The sequence below is a fragment of the Streptococcus sp. A25 genome (assembly GCF_043674095.1).
In the GTDB taxonomy this organism is placed as follows: domain Bacteria; phylum Bacillota; class Bacilli; order Lactobacillales; family Streptococcaceae; genus Streptococcus; species Streptococcus suis_V.
Window position 1 is genome coordinate 18,304 of sequence record NZ_JBIMJO010000001.1, and the last position, 22,040, is coordinate 40,343.

The following is a 22,040-nucleotide window of genomic DNA, read 5'->3' on the forward strand; positions in this document are numbered from 1 at the left end:
CTTTGTGGTATAATAAGGGTGTTTTCAGTGTAGAAAAATAGTGTCATTTACTTGACATAAGAGGGTTGGTGCGATGTGGATCAGTCCGTTAAGGATAATGTGGTGAAAGAGGTCATGGAAGAAGCAGGGCTGGATGTGGAGGCTCTGCGAGTCGTTGCGATTTTGGACAAGCACAAGAACAATCCTGCCAAGTCAGCTCACCGCGTGACCAAGGTCTTCATTTTATGTCGTCTCCTTGGCGGGGAGTTTCAGCCCAATTCGGAAACAGTCGCCAGTGGCTTTTTCAGTCTAGATGACTTGCCTCCGCTCTCGCTTGGGAAAAATACTCCTGAGCAGTTAGCACTTTGCTTGGAAGCCAGTCGATCTGAGCATTGGGAAACACGATTTGATTAAGGAGAAAGTATGACCTATCAAGGCTATTTGATTGATTTAGATGGAACGATCTATGAAGGGAAAAAGCGGATTCCTGCTGGTGAACGGTTTATTCATGGCTTGCAAGAACGTCAGATTCCCTATTTATTCGTGACCAACAATACCACCCGCCGTCCTGAGATGGTGCAAGCTATGTTGGCGGAGAATTTTAATATTGAAACGCCACTTGAGACCATTTACACGGCCAGTCTGGCTACTGTGGACTACATGAATGACTTAGGTCGGGAAATGACGGTTTATGTCATCGGTGAGGACGGGCTCAAGTCTGCCATTTTTGAGGCAGGTTATATTGAAGATACGGAAAATCCAGCCTATGTAGTTGTCGGTTTGGATACTCAGTTGACCTATGAAAAGCTTACCATTGCTACCTTGGCTATTCAAAAGGGAGCGACCTTTATAGGTACCAATCCTGATTTGAACATTCCGACTGAAAGAGGTCATTTGCCAGGTGCTGGTTCATTGATTGCACTTTTGAAAGCTGCTACCCGTGTTGAGCCGATCTTTATTGGCAAGCCTGAAGCTATTATCATGGACAAGGCTCTAGAGATTTTAGGGACGGAACGCAGCCAAACGGTTATGGTGGGAGATAACTACCTGACGGATATTCGTGCAGGGATTGATAATGGATTTCCAACTCTTTTAGTCCTGACTGGATTTACCAAGCCAAAAGAAGTAGCAGTCTTACCCCTGGCTCCAACCCATGTCCTCGAGAGCTTAGATGAATGGAGTTTTGATGAGAACTAAGTTACAGATTATCGGAACGATTTTATTTGTCTTGTCGGCAGCAGTTCTAGGAACCATCTACCTAGCTTGGCTAGTTTATCCGCTAGAAATTTCCTACCTAGGCTTGGAAAATGTTGTCTACATGAATGCGTCGGATATTTCCTACAATTTCAATATCCTGATGAACTATCTGACCAATCCTTTTGCAAGTGTTTTAGACATGCCAAATTTCCGCTCATCGGCAGCTGGTCTCAAGCATTTTAGGGATGTTAAGTATCTCTTTCATTTTGCCCAGTTTGCCTTTCTGATTAGCCTGCCAGTCTTTATTTCCTTTGTTAAACAGGTTCTAAACATGGGCTATGGTCAGATCTATCATCGGGTTTTTACTTGGGTTGCCTTGGCGCCTGTTCTTATCGGACTGGTCGGTGTCTTAATTGGATTTGATACGTTCTTTGTCCTCTTCCACAAGGTCCTCTTTCCGGGCGATTCGACCTGGCTCTTTGACCCAGCAAAAGACCCTGTCATCTACATTCTGCCACAGGACTTTTTCCTCCATTGCTTTATCTTGTTTTTCGTTCTCTACGAGCTCTTTTCTTTGGCAATGCTGGCGTGGACAGTGAAATCTACCAGGAAAACTAACTAGGATAATTTTTCAGATTTATCATGAAAAATCATTGACAAAGATAGTTTTTAGTAGTAAAATAGTTAGGACTTTGAAATTGAGGGGAGTGAAAAAAATGTCAAAAACAGTAGTACGCAAGAACGAATCACTTGATGATGCTCTTCGTCGTTTCAAACGTGCGGTTACTAAAGCTGGTACTCTTCAAGAAACACGTAAACGTGAATTCTACGAAAAACCATCTGTAAAACGTAAACGTAAATCAGAAGCAGCTCGCAAGCGTAAAAAATTCTAATTGAATTTCAGACAGCCTTCGGGCTGTTTTTTGTTTACATTTTAGGCGAAGTTTCATATAATGGATATACATTATTTGGACATTCAAAGGAGTACCTATGAGTATTTTAGTAACAGGTGGAGCAGGCTATATTGGTAGCCACACAGTGGTTGAATTGCAGAAATTGGGCAAAGATGTTGTCATTGTCGACAACCTGTCTAATTCAAGCATTTTGGTCTTGGATCGCATTGAGGAAATCACAGGCAAACGTCCGACTTTTTATGAATTAGACGTAGCGGATAAGGACGCCCTCCGTGCGGTTTTTGAGAAAGAAACGATTGAGTCTGCTATTCATTTTGCAGGCTACAAGGCGGTCGGTGAGTCGGTTGAAAAACCAATCATGTACTATGAAAATAACATCATGTCAACGCTTGCCTTGGTCGAAGTCATGGCAGAATTTGGTGTCAAGAAGATTGTCTTCTCATCCAGCGCAACTGTCTATGGACTCAACAATCCATCACCGCTTGTGGAAACCATGCCAACCAGCGCAACCAATCCTTACGGTTACACCAAGGTCATGTTGGAACAAATCCTTCGTGATGTGGCGGTAGCAGATAGCGACTGGTCAGTGGCCCTTCTCCGTTATTTCAACCCAATTGGTGCTCATGAATCAGGTTTGATTGGTGAAGATCCTGCTGGTATTCCAAACAACCTTATGCCCTTTATCGCACAAGTTGCCGTTGGTAAACGTGCAGAGCTCAGCGTCTTTGGTAATGATTACGATACAGTGGACGGTACCGGTGTCCGTGACTATATCCACGTGATTGATTTGGCACTTGGTCATATCAAGGCTCTTGAGAAAATTTCTGGTGAGACTGGTGTTCATACCTATAATCTCGGCTCTGGTCAGGGAACCAGCGTACTAGAGTTGGTACAAGCCTTTGAAAAAGTCAATGGTGTTCCGGTGCCTTACAAGATTGTAGACCGCCGTCCTGGCGATGTTGCCACTTGTTATGCTAATGCGGACAAGGCTCTGGCAGAGCTCAACTGGAAAACAGAAAAAACAATCGAAGACATGTGCCGTGATACCTGGAACTGGCAGTCTAAGAACCCGAATGGCTATCAGGCATAAAAAAAATACGCTGTGACTTGGTTCGCAGCGTTTTCTGATAGATATAAAAAAACAGGCGGAAAGCCTGTTTCACTATCTTATTGATTATTTTTTCAACAAGTCACGGATTTCTGCAAGCAATTCTTCTTGAGTTGGTCCTGCAGGAGCAGCTTCTTTCTTAGGCATTGCTTTTTCTGCAGCTTTAACGATGAAGAACAAAACTGTACCGATGATCAAGAAGTTGATAATAGCGCTCAAGAAGTTACCGTAAGTAACACCGTTCCAGCTCAAATCAGCAATCTTTTCTGCACCAGCAGCTTTCAAAGCTGGGTTCAACAAGAGGGGAGTAATCAAATCAGCAACGAATGAATCGATGATGGCTTTGAAGGCAGCACCGAAGATAACTGCGACAGCAAGGTCAATAACGTTACCTTGGAACAAAAATGCTTTTAAATCTTTCAACATATCCTAAATATGTCCTTTCATAAATTTTTACTCTATCTATTATATACACTTACATTTATTTTTCAAGTAATATGTCTCGAACATTTTACATTTCTAGAAATTTGTTATACAATATAGAATGTTAAAATGTGCGTATTCTCTGTATTTGTGAGGAGGTGACCGATGGTATCAAAAGAAAAAATCAATGACATTAAACAGGCTGTCAATATTGTTGATATTATCGGTGAGTCGGTTGCCCTGACCAAGGCTGGACGCAATTTTCTGGGACTTTGTCCCTTCCACGGTGAGAAAACTCCTTCCTTCAATGTGGTGGAGGACAAGCAATTCTATCATTGTTTCGGCTGTGGGAAGTCGGGGGATGTCTTCAAGTTTATCGAGGAAATCCAGGGCGTGACCTTTGGGGATGCGGTACAGATTGTCGCTCAAAAGGCGGGAATTGTCCTAGAAACCAATCTGCAATTTCAGCGGGCTGAGAAAGTTGCCAATCCCAACCAGGTTCTCTACGATATTCACACTGAGGCGGCTAAGTTTTATCATGCCTTGCTCATGACGACCAAGATGGGAGAGGAAGCGAGAGACTATCTCCACCAGCGCGGCCTGACAGATGAAGTCATCAAAACCTTTCAAATAGGCCTGGCCCCTGACCAGCAAAATATCCTCTATCAAAAATTGTCCAGCCAGTTTGAGGAAGGCGCTCTCTTGCAATCGGGTCTTTTCCATCCTGGTGACCATAATAGAATCTATGATTCCTTCCACGGTAGAATTATTTTCCCCTTGACCGACGAATACGGTCGGGTTATTGCCTTTTCTGGTCGTATCTGGACAGAGACGGACCGGGAGAATAAGCAGCTGGCCAAGTACAAAAATTCGCGAAGCACTGCAATTTTCAATAAAAGTTACGAACTATATCATTTGGATAGGGCAAAAGCTGTCATCAAGAAACAGCACGAGGTCTATCTGATGGAGGGCTTTCTGGATGTTATTGCGGCCCATCGTGCAGGAATTGAGAATGCGGTAGCCTCTATGGGAACGGCTTTGACCCGTGAGCACGTGACCCACCTATCCAAGTATTGTAAGAAGGTTGTCCTGACCTATGATGGTGATAAGGCGGGACAGGCTGCTACCATTAAGGCTTTGGACGAATTGCAGGATTTCCAAGTGGAGATTGTCAGTCTACCAGATAATATGGACCCCGATGAGTTTTTGCAGAAGAACTCTGAGGTGGCTCTTGAGCAGGTTTTGACCAAATCGCGCATTAGTGCGGTTGAGTTTTTAATCAATTATCTCAAGCCGGAAAATCCTGATAATTTGCAGATGCAGATTGATTTTGTGGAAAAAATTGCCCCTATCATTGCCAAGGTTAAGTCTATTACGGCCCAGAATTCCTATATCTACAAGGTAGCAGACCTCTTGTCTGATTTTGACTATGGTCAGGTGGAGCAGGCGGTCAACAACGTTCGCCTCACGCACCGCCAGCAACGCAGTCAGCAGGCCCAACAGTCCTTTTCTGAGGCAAAAAATTTGCCGGACCTGCAGGTTGTTCCGCGAGTGACTAGCCTGGTTCGGACAGAAAATCACCTGCTCTATCGGATGGCTGAACATCCCTATATTCTCAACGAATTTCGGCTGAGAGAGGATTTTGCCTTTGCGACGCCTGAATTGGAGGAACTCTTTCAGCTCTTGAAGAAGAATGGTGAGATTTCCAGCTTTGAATTATCCCAAGTCAGTGATAGTGCCCAACAGGCCTGGTACCGGGTCCTGGAAGAACGCTTGCCAGAGGAGGTTGCTACTCATGAAGTAGAGGAATTACTGGTCAGTCGGGATCGAGAATTGCTAAAAAAAGAAAACCAGCATGCTGCACGAGCCATTCGTGAGCATTCCCATGTGGGAAATACAGACATTGCCCTTGATGAGTTGCAAGAACTCCTCAATCGAAGAAAACAAATGGAGTAAAGATGACAAATAAAAAAGACAAGAAAAATGAAGTGACCACTTTTGATGTCCAAGTTGCAGAATTTATCCGCAACCATAAAAAGCAGGGTTCTGCGACAGATGACGAAATCAATGACCAGCTTGTCATTCCTTTCACCTTGGATGCGGACGGCATCGATGACCTTCTTCAGCGTATCCAAGACGCAGGGATTTCTATTGTGGACAAGGAAGGAAATCCTTCTGCGCGTGCTATGCAGGTAGAGGAAGAGCCAGAACTTTCTGATGAGGAATTACTTGGCAGCAACTCTGCCAAGGTCAATGACCCAGTTCGCATGTACCTCAAGGAAATCGGTGTTGTTCCCCTCTTGACCAATGAAGAAGAGCAGGAATTGGCGCTTGCTGTTGAAGCGGGCGATCCTGAGGCCAAGCAACGTTTGGCTGAGGCCAACCTGCGTTTGGTGGTATCTATTGCCAAGCGTTATGTTGGTCGTGGTATGCAGTTCCTTGATTTGATTCAAGAAGGCAATATGGGCTTGATGAAGGCCGTTGATAAATTTGATTACTCGAAAGGGTTCAAATTCTCGACCTATGCGACTTGGTGGATTCGTCAGGCCATTACCCGCGCCATTGCGGACCAGGCTCGTACCATCCGTATTCCTGTGCACATGGTGGAAACTATTAACAAGTTGGTCCGTGAGCAACGCAACCTCTTGCAGGAACTTGGTCAAGACCCAACGCCAGAACAAATTGCTGAGCGTATGGATATGACGCCTGAAAAAGTGCGTGAAATTTTGAAAATTGCTCAAGAGCCTGTGTCTCTGGAAACGCCAATTGGTGAGGAAGATGACAGCCATTTGGGGGATTTCATCGAGGACGAAGTAATTGAAAATCCAGTTGATTACACAACCCGCGTCGTTCTCCGTGAACAATTGGACGAGGTTCTGGATACCTTGACTGACCGCGAGGAAAATGTTCTCCGCCTGCGCTTTGGACTGGATGATGGAAAAATGCGCACCTTGGAAGATGTAGGCAAGGTCTTTAACGTAACCCGCGAACGCATCCGCCAAATCGAAGCCAAAGCCCTCCGCAAACTCCGCCATCCATCTCGCAGCAAACCACTCAGAGATTTTATTGAGGATTAAAACACCACTAACGTGGTGTTTTAACCCGAGCCTAGAAATAGGAAAGCGAGGCTAACCTCCGGGGGAGGTTTTGACACAAACTTCGTTTGTTTCATCTCCAACCTTCAACAGTCTCCCAGACTGTTGAAGCCTGCTTGAAAATAAGAGAGCAGGCTGTCTGGGAGACAAAATCAACCGCTCCCCTTGAAATAGGAAAGGGTGCATATGCCATTGGTACTTATCAGGTCGATCGCTGAAAACTCTAAAGCGAGAGAAGTCTAATGGACGTTTAGCGCGAGGATGCTGACTTTCGTCAGTTTTATTTCCCACTTTCAACAGTCTCTCCCCAGACTGTTGAAACCCGCCCGAAAATAAGATAGTGTGCTAATGTCCGGTGAATTACAAGGATACTGATTTCCGTTAGTCTTAGAACGTAGACAAAATATGTTTTAGGTAAATAAAGTAAGTAGCTCTGCTAAGAAAAAATAAAAATTTAGTTTATTTTGTGAGCGGAGCCCAAAAGAGACCTTGTCTACAAACTCAGACTGACTTCCGTTAGTCTTATTTCCCCGGGCTGTTGATACTAGTTATATTTTTATCAAAGAAAGAGAGTGATTGAAAATGGCTTATACAGAAGATCAGATTAAAGACATTCAGGAGCGTATTTTTCAAGCTCTTGAAGATGTGATTGACCCAGAACTTGGGATCGATATTATCAATCTTGGTTTGGTCTACGAAATTCGTTTTATTGAGGGCAAGGCTGAAATTGACATGACCTTGACCACAATGGGCTGCCCTTTGGCAGATTTGATTACAGACCAAATTCATGATGTTCTGAAAACAGTTCCTGAGGTGACCGAAGTCGATGTTCGTTTGGTTTGGTCGCCTGCTTGGACCATTCAAAAAATGAGCCGTTACGCTCGTATTGCACTTGGGATTAAATAATTAAACAGTCTCGAATATTGAGACTGTTTTTTCTGTTTTTGTACGGATTTTTTTGATAATTTTGTTGAAACTATCAAAAAGTTCTTGCTAAATAGTAGGAATGATGGTACACTTATCATGCCTAGGAAAAGTTATTAAACCTATTCTAGCAAATATCAGACCTATATGGGATGAGTAGCTCCGCTATTGATCATAACCGAAGCCTACGGACAGGCGGGTCGAATGCCGAAGCGTGGCGTAAGCCACATTATTGATAGGGTTAAAAGCCTACATTTTATAAGTTGATGTTGGGAAGTTTTTCCTAATTTCTAATTTTGTCAGTGTGGTGAAAGCACACGTCATCTTGTGAAACGGTCAATAAAGTACGTATATATTTGCACTGGAGAGTAGGAAACGGTAGGCACATAAACTCAAGAGAAGAATAAAAAACGTCAATTTGGATTGTAGAGCAGGATGAACCCTGCTCTTTTTGCTTTTTTAAAAAAGTGTAGGAGTCCATCAAGCAAAGGAGTTTTTCAATATGAAAAATCAACACCAAGCCCCTATTTATCAGGGATTGGTACAGTTACGCCGAAAACGGATTGTCCCTTTTGATGTCCCAGGACACAAACGGGGCCGTGGAAATCCAGAGTTGGTCGAACTGTTAGGAGAGAAATGTGTTGGTATTGATGTTAATTCTATGAAACCTTTGGACAATCTGGGACATCCAGTCTCCATTATCCGAGAGGCCGAGGAATTGGCTGCGGAAGCCTTTGGTGCCAGCCATGCCTTTCTCATGGTTGGAGGGACAACCTCTTCCGTCCAGACCATGATTCTGGCGACCTGTAAGGCGGGCGATAAAATCATCCTCCCTCGAAATGTCCACAAGTCCGCCCTCAATGCTTTGGTCCTATGCGGAGCTATACCAGTCTATGTGGATATGAGTGTGGAGCCACGGATTGGTATTGCTCTTGCCTTGGAAAATGATGCCTTTGAACGGGCTATTTCTGAGCATCCTGATGCGGTTGCTGTCTTGATCAACAATCCGACCTACTATGGTATCTGCTCAGACCTGCGTACATTGACTGAGAAAGCTCACGCAGCGGGCATGAAAGTATTAGTCGATGAGGCTCATGGTGCGCATTTGCATTTTTCGGAAAAATTGCCAGAGGCAGCTATGGATGTGGGGGCTGATATGGCAGCTGTTTCCATGCATAAGTCAGGTGGCAGTCTGACCCAGAGCTCGCTCCTATTGGTCGGTCCAGATATGAATGTGGAGTATGTCCGCCAGATTATCAATCTGACCCAGTCGACATCCGCTTCCTATCTCTTGCTGGCTAGTTTGGATATTTCACGGAGAAATCTGGCCCTTCGTGGCAAAGAATCTTTTGAAAAGGTCATTGAAATGTCTGAGTATGCTCGTCGTGAAATCAATGCTATCGGTGGCTACTATGCCTATTCTAAGGAATTGATTGATGGCAAAACGGTGCATGATTTTGATGTAACCAAGCTCTCCATCTATACGCAGGGCATTGGTCTGACGGGGATTGAAGTCTATGATTTGTTGCGGGATGAGTACGACATCCAGATTGAATTTGGCGACATTGGCAATATCCTGGCCTATATTTCCATCGGTGACCGCCTGCAGGACATCGAGCGGCTGGTGGGGGCTCTGGCTGACATCAAGCGTCTCTACTCACGAGATGGTTCGGATTTGATTTCGGGAGAATACATCCAGCCGCAGCTGGTTTTGTCACCGCAGGAAGCCTTTTATGCGGAGCGGGAAAGCCGTTCCCTGCAAGAAGCAGTTGGTCAGGTCTGCGGAGAATTTGTTATGTGCTACCCGCCTGGTATTCCGCTCTTGGCTCCAGGTGAACGAGTGACTCAGGAAATTGTTGACTACATCATCTTTGCCAAGGAGCGCGGTTGCTCCGTCCAAGGTACAGAAGATCCAGATGTTAATTTTATCAATGTCATTAAGGAGGGTTAAAGATGGAAATGTGGTTTTCAGAAGTCCAAACGCCAGATGTCAAGTTATCCATTCGGACCAGCCAGCAGCTCTATGCTGGCAAGAGTGAATTTCAGGACATTGCTGTACTGGATTCACCAGCCTTTGGAAAGATTTTGACACTTAACGGTCGGGTTCTCTTTTCAGATGCAGATGATTTTGTTTACAACGAAATGGCTGTCCATGTGCCCATGGCCGTCCATCCCAATCCCAAGAAAATCTTGATTTTAGGTGGTGGAGATGGTGGCGTTGCCCAAGTTCTCAGTATGTATCCTGAAATCGAACGCATCGATGTGGTTGAGCCAGATGAACTCTTGGTTGAAGTGTGTCGTCAGTATTTCCCAGACTATGCCTCTGGCTTAGAAGATGAGCGGGTCGAGGTTTATTTACAGGATGGCCTGCGTTTCTTGCGCAACTGTGAAAACGAGTATGACATCATCATCAATGATGCGACAGATCCTTTTGGGCATACGGAAGGACTCTTTACCAAGGAATTTTACGGTAATGCCTATAGGGCTTTGAAGGAAGATGGGATCATGGTTTACCAACATGGTTCGCCATTTTATGACGAAGACGAGTCTGCTTTTCGTTCTATGCACAGAAAGGCGGCCCAATCCTTCCCTATCAGCCGTGTCTATCAGGCCCATATTCCGACATCTGCGGCAGGCTATTGGTTATTTGGCTTTGCTTCTAAAAAATACCATCCCATCGAAGATTTTGACAAGGAAAAATGGAAGGCGCGTCAGCTTTTCACAGAATACTATACCGCTAACCTCCACATCGGAGCATTTCTCTTGCCCCGCTATGTCGAAGATATTTTAGAAGAAGAGGAGAAAAAATAATGAGTCGTTTGTTAGTGATTGGTTGTGGTGGAGTTGCTCAGGTTGCCATCAGCAAGGTTTGTCAGGCAGAAGATACCTTCAAGGAAGTCATGATTGCCAGCCGGACCAAGTCCAAGTGTGATGATTTGAAGGCTGTTTTGGAAGAAAAAACGTCCGTAAAAATTGAAACTGCCCAAGTGGATGCGGACAAGGTGGAAGAAGTAATTGCTTTGATTGAAAGCTACCAGCCCAAAGCTGTCTTAAACGTTGCCCTGCCTTACCAAGACTTGACCATCATGGATGCCTGCTTGGCGACAGGTGTGGACTACATCGACACCGCCAACTTCGAGTCCGAGGACACAGAGGATCCAGAATGGCGGGCTATCTACGAAAAACGCTGTGCAGAAGAAGGCTTCACAGCCTACTTTGACTACTCATGGCAGTGGGCTTATAAGGAGCGTTTTGAAAAAGCAGGGCTGACAGCACTTTTGGGGTCCGGATTTGATCCAGGGGTGACCAGCGTATTTTCAGCCTACGCACTCAAGCATTATTTTGATGAAATTCATTACATCGACATCCTAGACTGTAACGGTGGAGACCACGGTTATCCATTTGCGACCAACTTCAACCCAGAAATCAACTTGCGTGAGGTTTCAGCACCAGGTTCCTACTGGGAAAATGGCAAATGGGTGGAAGTTGAAGCCATGTCGATCAAGCGAGAGTACGATTTCCCAGAAGTGGGTCAAAAAGATATGTACCTCCTCCATCACGAAGAAATCGAGTCGCTGGCTAAGAATATTCCAGGTGTCAAACGCATCCGCTTCTTCATGACCTTCGGTCAATCCTACTTGACCCATATGAAATGTTTGGAAAATGTTGGTCTCTTGCGTACGGATCCAATCAACTTTAATGGACAAGAAGTAGTGCCTATCCAATTCCTCAAAGCATTATTGCCAGACCCAGCTAGCCTAGGTCCACGTACTGTTGGGAAAACCAATATTGGTTGTATTTTCACTGGTGTCAAAGACGGTGTGGAGAAGACTATATACATCTACAATGTATGTGACCACCAGGAATGTTACAAGGAAGTGGGTTCACAGGCTATTTCTTACACAACTGGTGTTCCTGCTATGATTGGAACCAAGCTTGTCATGGACGGAACTTGGAAGAAACCAGGCGTCTACAACTTGGAAGAATTGGATCCAGATCCATTCATGGACTTACTCAATCAATACGGATTGCCTTGGCAGGTAGTAGAAAATCCTGTTTTGGTGGACTAGATGAGAATAGAAGAAGTCCCAACACCAGCCTATGTCATTGACGAAGCCAAGCTGGTCAACAATTTAGAAATTCTCAAGTCGGTCCAAGAGCGCACAGGCTGTAAGGTACTTTTGGCCCAAAAAGCCTTTTCCATGTATGCCACCTATCCACTAATTAGCCAATATTTGGCTGGAACCACCGCATCTGGACTTTATGAAGCTAGACTCGGTCGTGAGGAATTTGGTGGTGAAGTCCATGTCTTTGCCCCCGCCTTTAAGGATGCAGATTTGGATGAAATCTTGGAAATTGCTGACCACATTGTCTTCAATTCAGAGCGCCAACTCCGCAAGCATGCGGACAAATGTAGAGTAGCAGGAGTTAGTATTGGTCTGCGGATTAATCCAGAGTGTTCCACACAAGACGAGCATGCCCTTTACGACCCCTGTGCCCCAGGTTCTCGTTTTGGAGTGACCATTGACAAATTCAGCCCAGATTTGATTGACATGGTGGACGGTCTGCATTTTCATACCCTTTGCGAGCAGGATGCGGATGATTTGAAAATAACTTTGGCAGCAGTCGAGGAGAAATTCGGTCCCTATCTTCACAAGCTTAAATGGCTCAATATGGGTGGTGGCCATCATGTGACCCGTGAGGGCTACCAGTTGGAAATCTTGATTGATTGTATCCAGCACATCCAAACCACCTACGGTCTGGAAGTTTATATCGAGCCAGGTGAGGCTATTGCTCTCAACGCAGGTTATCTGGTTACTGAAGTGCTGGATATTGTGGAAAATGGTATTGAAACCTTGGTCTTGGATGCCTCTGCGACCTGTCACATGCCAGATGTTTTGGAAATGCCTTATCGTCCACCGCTTCGCCATGGCTTTGAGGCTGGTGAAAAGGCCTATACTTACCGACTGTCTTCCAATACCTGTCTGACGGGCGACATCATCGGCGATTATTCCTTTGAAAAGCCTGTGGAGATTGGTGACAAACTCTATTTTGAGGACATGGCAATCTATTCTTTTGTTAAAAATAATACCTTCAACGGCATCGGTCTGCCAAGTCTGGCCCTCATGGACAAGTCTGGTAACTGCCGTATTATCAAGGAATTTGGCTATGAAGATTTCAAGGGGAGGTTGTCATGATAGAAAGTCCCAAAGCAGCGGGTTACCGCATGCCTGCTGAGTATGAGCCCCATCATGGAACCCTAATGGTGTGGCCGACTCGCCCAGGATCCTGGCCCTTTGATGGTCAGGGGGCAAAAAAAGCCTTTAGCCAGGTCATTAAAACCATTGCTGAAAGCGAGCAGGTCTATCTTTTGGTGGACGAGGTACATCGTGAGGAGGCCCAATCCATGCTGGGTGATGGTGTTACCTATCTGGACATCCCCACCAACGACGCTTGGGCGCGTGATACAGGTCCGACGGTTTTGGTCAATGAAAATGGCAGAGCTTTGTCTGTTGATTGGGCCTTTAACGCTTGGGGCGGAAGCTATGATGGTCTTTATCAGGACTACGAAGCAGATGATCAGGTGGCTAGTCGATTTAGTCAGGCCATCGGTCTGCCAGTCCATGATGCCCATCCCTATGTCCTAGAAGGTGGAGCCATCCATAGTGACGGTGAAGGAACCATCTTGGTGACCGAATCCTGTTTGCTGAGCCCAGGCCGCAATCCTCATCTGACTAAGGATCAGATTGAGCAAGTACTTCTAGATAGTCTAGGAGCTGAAAAGGTCCTCTGGCTGCCTTATGGTATCTACAATGATGAAACCAATGAACACGTGGACAATGTTGCGGCCTTTGTTGGCCCAGCTGAGATAGTTTTAGCCTGGACGGATGATGAGTCAGATCCCCAATATGCCATGTCCAGAGCAGATTTGGACTACTTGGAAAAGCAAGTGGATGCCAAGGGTAGAAAGTTGACCGTCCACAAATTGCCTATTCCCAAACATCCTATTCTAGTAACAGAAGAGGACTTGCCAGGCTATGTTTATGAAGAGGGGGAAGAAGAACGAACAGCAGGCGAACGCTTGGCGGCTTCCTATGTGAATTTTTACGTCAGCAACGGTGCGGTTTTAGTGCCCCAGTTTGATGACGAGCATGATGCGCAGGCACTTGAGCTTCTAGCGCAGCTTTTTCCCACCAGAAAAATCGTAGGCATTCCAGCCCGTGACATCCTGCTTGGGGGTGGGAATGTTCATTGTATTACCCAGCAAATTCCTCTTTATGGGGCTAAATGTCCCTGATATTGCGTCAATTCGGTTTGGCATACTCTAGTATAGCCTGTACCGTCTTTCCTTATCTCAGGAACATTCTATCTCCCATAAAGAATTTATGAAAAGGATAAATAATATGAGAAATGTTACTGTTGCAGCTGTTCAGATGCAGTGTAGTCAGGATCTTGAGGAAAATCTGGAGACTGCTGAGCGTTTGGTTAGACAGGCTGCTGGTCAGGGAGCGCAGATTATCCTCCTACCCGAACTCTTTGAGCGTCCTTATTTTTGTCAGGAACGCCAGTATGATTACTATAACTATGCCAAGTCTGTAGAAGAAAATGATGCTATTCAGCACTTTATTCCTATTGCCAAGGAGTTACAGGTGGTTTTGCCCATTTCTTTTTATGAAAAGGATGGCAATAGCCTGTATAACTCGATTGCAGTTATTGATGCGGATGGGACAGTTTTGGGAGTTTATCGCAAGACCCATATTCCTGATGACCATTATTACCAGGAGAAGTTTTACTTCACACCTGGAAATACTGGATTTAAAGTCTGGGAAACTCGTTATGCCAAGTTTGGTATCGGAATATGCTGGGATCAATGGTTTCCAGAAACGGCTCGCTGTCTAGCTCTGAATGGAGCAGAATTACTCTTTTACCCAACAGCTATTGGTTCGGAGCCGATTTTGGATACTGATAGCCAAGGTCATTGGCAGCGGACTATGCAGGGTCATGCTGCAGCCAATATCACACCTGTCATTGCGGCCAATCGAATTGGCTTGGAAAAAGTACGGCCTTCTGTAGAAAATGGCGGCCAATCTTCTAGCCTGCGTTTTTATGGTTCGTCCTTTATGACTGATGAAACAGGTGAATTGATTGAACAAGCGGGACGAGAGGAAGAAGTTGTCTTGCTTGCTACTTATGATTTGGACAAGGGAGCGCGTGAGCGCTTGGACTGGGGACTTTTCAGAGATCGTAGACCGCACATGTACAGGTCTATTTGTCAATAGTGTTCAACCTATTCTCCAAGTTCTGTGAGTACGGATCGGCAGTTTTCGTCAGCGGTCAGTCAAACTTGGACAGAAGCTAGTGACACAGGCGTGACAGACTTTACGCGCGGATTGACTGCTACACAAGAAGAATTTAGTTTTAATTGGACACTGAAAGACTATGATAGTTTGGTAACTGGGATGAAAGAGGATGCCACTGGGGATAGTTTGTCGGATATCATTGAGAAATATGGAAAACCTTCATCAGCTAGATTCGGCGAATATTCAGAAGAATACTTATTTTTAACTTACGCTGCTATGGAGTATGGGATCAATGAAGACCAGCGAAACCTTAAATTGGTCTTTTATAAAAATGGTTCAGACTACTATTTAATGAATAAGGAAGTCTTTTATTTACCAGATGACCAGTTCCCGACCAAGGAAGCAGATCCAAATACGAATTTGTGGACCAAAGAAGTATTTCAGCAAGTCATCGTGGGAGATAGCAATACAGGACAAGGCGGGATGGGCTATGAAGAGGTGATTGCTTTGGGAGGTCTACCATATGAAGCTACTCTGTTTGCTTATGGAGGAGGAATTTTCGAAGAAAGGAAAGAACTTCAAATATTTTACAAAAATGGATCTGGTTCAAAGCAAACATTCGTAGATTTTCGATTTGTTCGACAAAAAGATGGAATTTACAGAGTATACGCAAAAAATGGAACCTTTTATAACTAAGGTCAGCACTAAAAAATCCTCATCTAAACGCATAGATGAGGATTTTTTTTATTGTAAGAATTGTTGTAACCACTGGCTGCCGTAAATCCAAAAATAACTATAGGCAACGATGGAAACCGGACGGCAGAGGAGGGTGATGAGAATGAATTTTCGGTAGCTCATACTGGTCAATCCTGTAATCATGACAACGATATCCGCAGGCGAAATGGGCGATAGCATACAGAGGATAAAGAATATCTCGTAACCGCGCTTGTTGTCAATCTTGCTTTCATATTTGTAGAAGGTTTCTTCAGACATAAAGAGCAGGCAGAATTTTTTGCCGTAGCGTCTGGCCAACCAGAAGAGGATAATACCGCCGACAAAAATACCAATGTAATTGAGCAAAAATCCCCACCAAAAATCAAATACTAAAAAGCCAACAACAGTAGTAACGCCCCCGGGAATAATAGGGAAAACAACCTGAATGATTTGTAGCAATAAAAAGGACAGACTACCCAGTGCCCCTTGACTCTTGATGAAGTGACTGAGGACATTTTGATCATTTAGAATCCCGATTTTATAGAGCCAAAAGAGGAAAACAGCCGTTCCAATCAAGGTTAGAACGCTTAGGACCTGGATGGCTTTTTGAGAGAATTTGTACATGATATTACTTTACCATATTTCTAGAAAATTTGAAAATGAAATTAAGCGATTGCAGTCTTGCAATTTTTACTAAAATCTGTTATACTAACCAAGTATCAAACCTACGGGGTTGTTACGGATTCGACAGGCATTATGAGGCTTGTTCTGCAACTCATCGGCAGATGTAAAAATGCCAGTTAAATATAACTGCAAAAAATACAAACACTTACGCATTAGCAGCTTAATAACCTGCCTGCGTGACCAGTCGCGAATTGCTTGTGTTTGCTGATTGGTCTTAAAATAACAAGCTACGTTGGGATTGAGTTAGGCTGTCCCAAAAGAGATGTACTAACTCGCTTGGTCTGGATTTGAGTTATGTATCGAGCCCAAGTTAAAGCAAGACATAACCTATGGTTGTAGACGAATAAGTTAGCAGGTGTTTGGACGTGGGTTCGACTCCCACCAGCTCCATATATGGAAGATTACTCAAGAGGCTCAAGAGGCCGTGTTGGAAACGCGGTAGGCGTGTAACAGCGTGCGTGGGTTCGAATCCCATGTCTTCCGTATAGAAATGAAGGAACAGCATTGACTGTTCTTTTTCTTTTGCAAAATAAGGCTCTCTACTAGCTACAAAAGTAACTGGCAGAGAGCGTTTTTCTTTTTATTGTAGGTTCAATTTCTTGGTCATGATGTAATGGGTACCAAAGTAGTAGGCGAAGGCCAATATAATGTTGATTAGGACCATTACTGGGTTTGGATAGAGTGATAAGGGTGAACCGAACATTCCTTCCAGATTATTTAAATACAGCAGATTCGTCAAAATGCCGACCACGACTGTGATACCGATATAGGTGATAATCGCGAACAGGAGACGGTGGTCCTTGAAGAGTTGACCGACAGAAACTGAAAAATAGATAAGCAGAATCCAAGTAATGGCACCGATAAAACTGTCAATTAAGTAGCTAGCTAGTGATGCCACATTTATCTGTTCCAGAACAACTTGTAGATCTGGAAGAACCTCGCCGGTGTTTATCAGGAGGACTGTTATGACGATACCAATGGAAAGAACGGCTGTAATACCAGACAAGAGATACCAAACCAGAGAGGCAAAGAGCTTGCTGAGGATGATTTGGTGCTCATTGACAGGTAAAGTCATGGTCAAATAGCCCTGTCTACCATAGACATTTTTCCGGAAACGATTGATAATCATAAGGAAGGTTGAGAGGAAGAGGGCTGCTACTAGGATACCGAAAATCATGAAGGCGGATCCCACGAAAATCCCTTCAGCTATTTCAGGCTGATCAGAACGGCTGGATATGGCTTGTACCCAAAAAGCAAGCACAGTGGCTAAAGCTAGGGTTCCGGCATAGATACCGAAGTACCACTTGCCCACAGATTGGAATTCGTATTTTACCAATTTCTTAAACATAATTATCTCCTATTTGACTAAGCTTTGAAATCCTGACGGAAGAGTTGATCGATAGACTCACCCGTTTCAATCCGCAAATCGTCGACATTTCCTTGACGTATAACACTTCCATAATGAAGAAAGATGACCTCATCCAAAATTTGCTCTACATCTGAAATCAAGTGGGTAGAGATGATGACAGAAGAAGTAGGCGAATAGTTGTTGACAATGGTTGTGAGGATGTAGTCGCGGGCTGCAGGGTCTACACCACCGATTGGCTCATCCAAGACATAGAGCTGGGCCTGGCGGCTCATGACCAAAATCAACTGCACCTTTTCCTTGTTTCCTTTTGACAGGTGTTTCATGCGGGCGTTGAGGTCAATTCCTAGGTCCTGCAAGAGATGGATGGCCCGTTCCTTGTCAAAATCTGCGTAAAAATCCGTGAAGAATGTGAGGGCATCTGAAACCTTCATATGCTCGTCCAGATAGGTCGTATCTGGCAGATAGGACACGATAGCCTTGGTCTCTGGTGAAGGAGTGCGGCCGTTGATAATGATTTGGCCATATTCAGGCTGGAGCAAACCGTTTAAGAGCTTGATGAGAGTGGTCTTACCAGAACCGTTTGGACCCAGGAGACCGATGATTTTTCCAGCGCCTAATTTCAGGTTGACATTGTTGAGGGCAACAGCTCCGCCATAAGATTTTGAAACTTGTTGCAGTTCGACTAAAGTATATGGGTTATTCATAGCTAATTCCTTTCAAATAATCATCCAATCGTTCGGTCAATTCGTCCTGGCTAAAACCGAGGTCCAACATATTGTTGATAAAGTTTTCCAATTCCTTTTGCGCCAGGTGGAGGCGGGTCTGAGTAATCAGTTCCTGGTTGTCTGTCACATAGCGGCCTGTTGTGCGGACGGAGTAGACAAAACCTTCTGCCTCCAAGTCGGACAGGGCCCGCTGGACCGTGTTTGGGTTGACACCGGCAATTTCAGCCAGGTCCCGCACGGTTGGCAACTTATCTCCAGGTTTTAATTGATTGGTTACAATTTGTAATTTAATTGTATTGGTGATTTGGATATAGATGGGCATGTTGTTATCAAATTTCCAAGCCATAAGAGAATCCTTTCCGGGAGACAGGCTCCCTGTGTTCTTGTTCTGATTACATAATACAATAATATTTTTAAGAATGCAAGCGAAAAGAGACGATATTTTGAAAAAAATTAGAAGGAATTTTTGATATAATATAGAAAAAGGAGGTAGCCATGCTAGCACAATTAGATACCAAAACCGTCTATACCTTTATGGATAGCATGGTCACCATTGACCGCTATGTCCAGCAGGCCAAAGAGCTGGGCTATCGGACCATTGGGATGATGGATAGGGATAATCTCTATGCAGCCTACAGTTTTATGGAAAGCTGTCAATTAGTTGGTCTACAGCCTGTCATTGGTTGTGAGTTCGACTGGGATTTGGCTGGCTATGAGCATCCAATTGCCACGAAATTAGTAGCCCTGTCTACGACTGGCTATCGCAATCTCCTTAAGATATCAACGGCCAAGATGCTGGGACAGGATGATTTTGAGAGCATTCGTCAGTATCTGCAAGATGTGGCCCTTATCCTGCCTTATTTTCCAGGAATTGACCAGTTAGACCTGGGGCTGGATTTTTATATTGGTGTGGGCTTGGAAACACCTGTCCAAGAGTTTACACAACCTATCTTGCCTCTCTATCCCGTTCGTTTGTTTGACCGAGAGCAGGCTCAGGCCCTCCAGGTGCTGAGGGCAATTCGGGATAATGTCCAGCTCAACCAAGTCCCTGACTTGGAGCCAGGTCAGGTCCTTTTATCGGCAGATAGTCTGAAAGACTTGTTTAGCAGCCGCTTTCCACAGGCAGTGGTCAATCTGGAAAAACTGGTTCAAGGTATTTCCTATGATTTGGACAAAAGTCTCAAATTACCACGTTTCAACAGACAACGGTCGGCAGTAGAAGAACTTCGCGAGCAGGCTGAGGCAGGCTTGCGAGAAAAAGGCTTATTTGAGCCGGCTTATCAAGAGCGATTGGATAGGGAATTGGCTGTCATTCACAAGATGGGCTTTGATGACTATTTCCTTATCGTCTGGGACCTCTTGCGCTTTGGACGTAGCCAGGGCTACTATATGGGAATGGGACGGGGGTCTGCAGTAGGGAGCTTGGTGGCCTATGCTCTTAATATCACAGGCATTGACCCGGTCAAGCACAATCTGCTCTTCGAACGGTTCCTAAATGAAGAACGCTATTCCATGCCGGATATTGATATTGATATTCCGGATATTCATCGACCAGACTTTATCCACTATGTTCGTGACCGTTATGGCTCGACCCATGCTGCCCAAATTGTGACCTATTCGACCTTTGGGGCCAAGCAGGCTATAAGGGATGTTTTCAAACGCTTTGGCACGCCCGAATACGAGTTGACCAACATTACCCGCAAGATTTCTTTTAAAGACAGTCTTGCATCAGCCTATCAGCGCAATGCTTCCTTCCGCCAGCTCATCAACAGTAAAATAGAGTACCAGAAGGCCTTTGCTATTGCCCAGCAGATTGAAGGGCAGCCTCGCCAGACCTCTATCCACGCAGCCGGTGTCGTTATGAGTGATGAAGAGCTGACGGATACAATTCCCCTAAAAATGGGTGAGGACATGCTGATTACCCAGTATGATGCCCATGCTGTCGAGGCCAATGGTCTGTTGAAAATGGACTTCTTGGGCCTGCGTAACCTGACCTTTGTCCAAAAAATGGCCCAAGCTGTGGCTGATAAATATGGGAAAACTATTGATATTGCCGGTATTGACCTGGAAGATTCACTTACCTTGGCGCTCTTTGCTGCTGGTAAAACCAAGGGGATCTTCCAGTTTGAACAACCGGGAGCTATCAATCTCCTCCAGAGGGTCAAGCCCAACCGATTTGAAGATGTGGTAGCGACAACCAGTCTCAACCGACCAGGTGCCAGCGACTATATCGATAATTTTGTCAAACGCAAGCAAGGTCAGGAAGAGATTGATTTGCTGGATTCGTCCGTTGCAAACATTCTCCGACCAACCTATGGCATTATGCTCTACCAGGAGCAGGTCATGCAGATAGCCCAGGTTTATGCTGGGTTTACTCTGGGGAAAGCCGATTTGCTCCGCAGGGCCATGTCCAAGAAAAAGGCTGAGGAGATGCAGGCCATGGAGGCGGATTTTCTGGCAGGAGCGCTAGCCAATGGACATGAGGAAACCAAGGCCAAGAAGATTTTTGCCATGATGGCCAAGTTTGCAGGTTATGGATTTAACCGCAGTCATGCCTACGCCTATTCGGCCCTGGCCTTCCAAATGGCCTATTTCAAGACCCACTATCCGGACATCTTCTTTGATGTCATGCTGAATTTCTCTAGCAGTACATATATAACGGATGCCCTGCAATTTGACTTTCAGGTGGCTAGGTTGTCGATGAACACCATTCCCTACTATGACAAGTTCGACAAGTCCAAGATTTATCTAGGCTTGAAAAATATCAAGGGTCTGCCCAAGGATTTCTCCCTCTGGTTGATTGAAAACCGTCCCTACAAGTCGGTCGAAGATTTTATCTTGAAACTGCCTGCCCAGTATAAAAAGAAGGATTTGCTGACTCCGCTCATTCACATCGGTTTATTTGATGAATTTGAGTCCAATCGCAAGAAGATAGTAGAAAATCTGGACAATCTCTTTGTCTTTGCAGATGCCTTTGGTAGCTTTTTTGCGGAGGAGACCTATAGCTGGCTCCAGTCGGACTACTTTAATGATAGTGAAAAATACCAGCTGGAACAGGCCGTGCTAGGTATCGGTATCAGTCCTCATCCTCTGATTAAGCTCCGACAGGAGACCCAGCGACCTGTGACCGATTTAGGCGATTTGGTGGCTGGAAATCGGGTGACCATCCTGATACAAGTTCAGTCTATCCGCCGGATTCGGACCAAGAAATCGGGTCAGCCCATGGCCTTTCTACAAGTGACCGATATGAAAGATAAATCGGAAGTCACGGTCTTTCCGGAACTCTACCAACAGACAGGGCAGTTCTTGAAGGAAGGGGATATCCTCTACGTAACTGGCAAGGTCCAGGAAAGGGAGGGACAGTTACAACTGGTGGCTGACAAGTTAGAAATAGTCAGTCTGGAAAAGCTGTGGATTTTACTGGAAAACCGGGAGCATGACCATGCAGTTGCTCGAATTTTAGCCAAATATAAGGGATCAATTCCTGTCGTTCTGCATTACCAAGACAGCAATCAGACCATTCAGGTAGACCAGTTTCAAGTGATGAAAACGCCTCAATTAGAGCAAGAGTTGGCTGAATTTGCTATGAAAACGGTTTTTCGTTGAA

General features: G+C 44.9%; 20 protein-coding genes, 1 tRNA gene, 1 other RNA gene and 1 pseudogene. 18 read left to right on the forward strand and 5 right to left on the reverse strand.

All coding sequences use genetic code 11. The features are described from left to right. Positions 1–63: 63 nt before the first annotated feature. The 5 genes and pseudogenes from ACHBID_RS00090 to galE all read left to right on the forward strand — a co-directional run. Positions 64–393, forward strand: a pseudogene (locus ACHBID_RS00090) (NUDIX domain-containing protein); the annotation flags it as partial. 9 nt (positions 394–402) lie between these two features. Beyond that, a complete protein-coding gene (locus ACHBID_RS00095) occupies positions 403–1,176 on the forward strand; it encodes a TIGR01457 family HAD-type hydrolase (RefSeq protein ID WP_105160559.1) in 774 nt (257 codons plus the stop codon). Next, positions 1,166–1,798 (forward strand): TIGR01906 family membrane protein, encoded by a 633-nt coding sequence (locus ACHBID_RS00100; protein ID WP_394731373.1) that lies wholly within the window; start codon positions 1,166–1,168, stop codon positions 1,796–1,798. The genes ACHBID_RS00095 and ACHBID_RS00100 overlap by 11 nt, the downstream gene beginning before the upstream one ends. 94 nt (positions 1,799–1,892) lie before the next feature. After that, positions 1,893–2,069: a 30S ribosomal protein S21 gene (gene rpsU / locus ACHBID_RS00105; protein WP_000048054.1), complete on the forward strand. Its 177-nt coding sequence runs from the start codon at positions 1,893–1,895 to the stop codon at positions 2,067–2,069. 97 nt (positions 2,070–2,166) lie between these two features. Further along, the gene (gene galE, locus ACHBID_RS00110; protein ID WP_105122861.1) at positions 2,167–3,180 is read left to right on the forward strand and encodes a UDP-glucose 4-epimerase GalE; all 1,014 of its coding nucleotides are present in this window, start codon (positions 2,167–2,169) and stop codon (positions 3,178–3,180) included. A gap of 84 nt (positions 3,181–3,264) precedes the next feature. Here galE and mscL read toward each other — a convergent pair whose 3' ends face one another. Then, the gene (mscL, locus tag ACHBID_RS00115; RefSeq protein WP_105111874.1) at positions 3,265–3,624 is read right to left on the reverse strand and encodes a large conductance mechanosensitive channel protein MscL; all 360 of its coding nucleotides are present in this window, start codon (positions 3,622–3,624) and stop codon (positions 3,265–3,267) included. 162 nt (positions 3,625–3,786) lie between these two features. On the opposite strand from mscL, the gene dnaG reads away from it, so the two are divergent. The 10 genes from dnaG to ACHBID_RS00165 all read left to right on the forward strand — a co-directional run bounded on the left by dnaG (position 3,787) and on the right by ACHBID_RS00165 (position 15,637). Next, on the forward strand, positions 3,787–5,577 hold the full coding sequence (dnaG, locus tag ACHBID_RS00120; RefSeq protein WP_105160557.1) for a DNA primase: 1,791 nt from the start codon (positions 3,787–3,789) through the stop codon (positions 5,575–5,577). A gap of 2 nt (positions 5,578–5,579) precedes the next feature. Then, complete coding sequence (gene rpoD / locus ACHBID_RS00125) at positions 5,580–6,698, forward strand: RNA polymerase sigma factor RpoD (RefSeq protein ID WP_105111872.1); 1,119 nt, start codon at positions 5,580–5,582, stop codon at positions 6,696–6,698. Positions 6,699–7,298: 600 nt separating this feature from the next. Next, complete coding sequence (locus ACHBID_RS00130; RefSeq protein WP_105122859.1) at positions 7,299–7,622, forward strand: metal-sulfur cluster assembly factor; 324 nt, start codon at positions 7,299–7,301, stop codon at positions 7,620–7,622. Between the two features lie 520 nt (positions 7,623–8,142). Next, positions 8,143–9,591, forward strand: a complete 1,449-nt coding sequence (locus ACHBID_RS00135; RefSeq protein ID WP_394731372.1) for an aminotransferase class I/II-fold pyridoxal phosphate-dependent enzyme — start codon at positions 8,143–8,145, stop codon at positions 9,589–9,591. Positions 9,592–9,593: 2 nt separating this feature from the next. Continuing rightward, positions 9,594–10,451, forward strand: coding sequence for a polyamine aminopropyltransferase (gene speE, locus ACHBID_RS00140; protein WP_172053564.1), 858 nt, complete (start codon positions 9,594–9,596; stop codon positions 10,449–10,451). Further along, positions 10,451–11,710: a saccharopine dehydrogenase family protein gene (locus ACHBID_RS00145; RefSeq protein ID WP_394731371.1), complete on the forward strand. Its 1,260-nt coding sequence runs from the start codon at positions 10,451–10,453 to the stop codon at positions 11,708–11,710. The genes speE and ACHBID_RS00145 overlap by 1 nt, the downstream gene beginning before the upstream one ends. Continuing rightward, entirely contained in the window at positions 11,711–12,838 is a 1,128-nt protein-coding gene (nspC, locus tag ACHBID_RS00150; protein WP_394731370.1) for a carboxynorspermidine decarboxylase, read from the forward strand. It begins immediately after the preceding gene. Then, positions 12,835–13,938: an agmatine deiminase gene (aguA, locus tag ACHBID_RS00155; protein WP_257104645.1), complete on the forward strand. Its 1,104-nt coding sequence runs from the start codon at positions 12,835–12,837 to the stop codon at positions 13,936–13,938. The genes nspC and aguA overlap by 4 nt, the downstream gene beginning before the upstream one ends. Before the next feature lie 106 nt (positions 13,939–14,044). Next, positions 14,045–14,920: an N-carbamoylputrescine amidase gene (gene aguB, locus ACHBID_RS00160; RefSeq protein WP_394731369.1), complete on the forward strand. Its 876-nt coding sequence runs from the start codon at positions 14,045–14,047 to the stop codon at positions 14,918–14,920. A 111-nt stretch (positions 14,921–15,031) separates the two neighbouring features. Then, positions 15,032–15,637 carry a hypothetical protein gene (locus tag ACHBID_RS00165; RefSeq protein ID WP_161948241.1) on the forward strand — a complete coding sequence of 202 codons (606 nt, stop codon included), beginning with the start codon at positions 15,032–15,034 and terminating at the stop codon, positions 15,635–15,637. 48 nt (positions 15,638–15,685) lie between these two features. Here ACHBID_RS00165 and ACHBID_RS00170 read toward each other — a convergent pair whose 3' ends face one another. Further along, entirely contained in the window at positions 15,686–16,279 is a 594-nt protein-coding gene (locus ACHBID_RS00170; protein ID WP_105122309.1) for a TVP38/TMEM64 family protein, read from the reverse strand. A 105-nt stretch (positions 16,280–16,384) separates the two neighbouring features. On the opposite strand from ACHBID_RS00170, the gene ssrA reads away from it, so the two are divergent. Next, positions 16,385–16,732, forward strand: a transfer-messenger RNA (tmRNA) gene (gene ssrA, locus ACHBID_RS00175). 2 nt (positions 16,733–16,734) lie between these two features. Beyond that, positions 16,735–16,822, forward strand: a tRNA-Ser gene (locus ACHBID_RS00180). Between the two features lie 97 nt (positions 16,823–16,919). Here the strand turns inward: ACHBID_RS00180 and ACHBID_RS00185 are convergent. From ACHBID_RS00185 to ACHBID_RS00195, 3 genes are read right to left on the reverse strand one after another with little or no spacing between them, the layout of a single operon-like run. Continuing rightward, entirely contained in the window at positions 16,920–17,687 is a 768-nt protein-coding gene (locus tag ACHBID_RS00185; protein ID WP_394731368.1) for an ABC transporter permease, read from the reverse strand. Between the two features lie 17 nt (positions 17,688–17,704). Further along, positions 17,705–18,412: an ABC transporter ATP-binding protein gene (locus ACHBID_RS00190; protein WP_394731367.1), complete on the reverse strand. Its 708-nt coding sequence runs from the start codon at positions 18,410–18,412 to the stop codon at positions 17,705–17,707. Further along, on the reverse strand, positions 18,405–18,779 hold the full coding sequence (locus ACHBID_RS00195; protein ID WP_105111857.1) for a GntR family transcriptional regulator: 375 nt from the start codon (positions 18,777–18,779) through the stop codon (positions 18,405–18,407). The genes ACHBID_RS00190 and ACHBID_RS00195 overlap by 8 nt, the downstream gene beginning before the upstream one ends. 149 nt (positions 18,780–18,928) lie before the next feature. Between ACHBID_RS00195 and ACHBID_RS00200 the strand changes: the two genes are divergently transcribed. Next, positions 18,929–22,039: a DNA polymerase III subunit alpha gene (locus ACHBID_RS00200; RefSeq protein WP_394731366.1), complete on the forward strand. Its 3,111-nt coding sequence runs from the start codon at positions 18,929–18,931 to the stop codon at positions 22,037–22,039. The last annotated feature ends 1 nt before the right edge of the window (position 22,040 follow it).

Bases quoted from the DNA above. Each gene is read 5' to 3' on its own strand.
- aguA (WP_257104645.1), top strand. From the start codon at position 12,835: ATGATAGAAAGTCCCAAAGCAGCGGGTTACCGCATGCCTGCTGAGTAT.
- galE (WP_105122861.1), top strand. From the start codon at position 2,167: ATGAGTATTTTAGTAACAGGTGGAGCAGGCTATATTGGTAGCCACACA.
- rpoD (WP_105111872.1), top strand. From the start codon at position 5,580: ATGACAAATAAAAAAGACAAGAAAAATGAAGTGACCACTTTTGATGTC.
- ACHBID_RS00190 (WP_394731367.1), bottom strand. From the start codon at position 18,412: ATGAATAACCCATATACTTTAGTCGAACTGCAACAAGTTTCAAAATCT.
- ACHBID_RS00100 (WP_394731373.1), top strand. From the start codon at position 1,166: ATGAGAACTAAGTTACAGATTATCGGAACGATTTTATTTGTCTTGTCG.
- dnaG (WP_105160557.1), top strand. From the start codon at position 3,787: ATGGTATCAAAAGAAAAAATCAATGACATTAAACAGGCTGTCAATATT.
- ACHBID_RS00095 (WP_105160559.1), top strand. From the start codon at position 403: ATGACCTATCAAGGCTATTTGATTGATTTAGATGGAACGATCTATGAA.
- ACHBID_RS00145 (WP_394731371.1), top strand. From the start codon at position 10,451: ATGAGTCGTTTGTTAGTGATTGGTTGTGGTGGAGTTGCTCAGGTTGCC.
- aguB (WP_394731369.1), top strand. From the start codon at position 14,045: ATGAGAAATGTTACTGTTGCAGCTGTTCAGATGCAGTGTAGTCAGGAT.
- rpsU (WP_000048054.1), top strand. From the start codon at position 1,893: ATGTCAAAAACAGTAGTACGCAAGAACGAATCACTTGATGATGCTCTT.
- ACHBID_RS00170 (WP_105122309.1), bottom strand. From the start codon at position 16,279: ATGTACAAATTCTCTCAAAAAGCCATCCAGGTCCTAAGCGTTCTAACC.
- ACHBID_RS00185 (WP_394731368.1), bottom strand. From the start codon at position 17,687: ATGTTTAAGAAATTGGTAAAATACGAATTCCAATCTGTGGGCAAGTGG.
- speE (WP_172053564.1), top strand. From the start codon at position 9,594: ATGGAAATGTGGTTTTCAGAAGTCCAAACGCCAGATGTCAAGTTATCC.
- ACHBID_RS00135 (WP_394731372.1), top strand. From the start codon at position 8,143: ATGAAAAATCAACACCAAGCCCCTATTTATCAGGGATTGGTACAGTTA.
- nspC (WP_394731370.1), top strand. From the start codon at position 11,711: ATGAGAATAGAAGAAGTCCCAACACCAGCCTATGTCATTGACGAAGCC.
- ACHBID_RS00130 (WP_105122859.1), top strand. From the start codon at position 7,299: ATGGCTTATACAGAAGATCAGATTAAAGACATTCAGGAGCGTATTTTT.
- mscL (WP_105111874.1), bottom strand. From the start codon at position 3,624: ATGTTGAAAGATTTAAAAGCATTTTTGTTCCAAGGTAACGTTATTGAC.
- ACHBID_RS00195 (WP_105111857.1), bottom strand. From the start codon at position 18,779: ATGGCTTGGAAATTTGATAACAACATGCCCATCTATATCCAAATCACC.
- ACHBID_RS00200 (WP_394731366.1), top strand. From the start codon at position 18,929: ATGCTAGCACAATTAGATACCAAAACCGTCTATACCTTTATGGATAGC.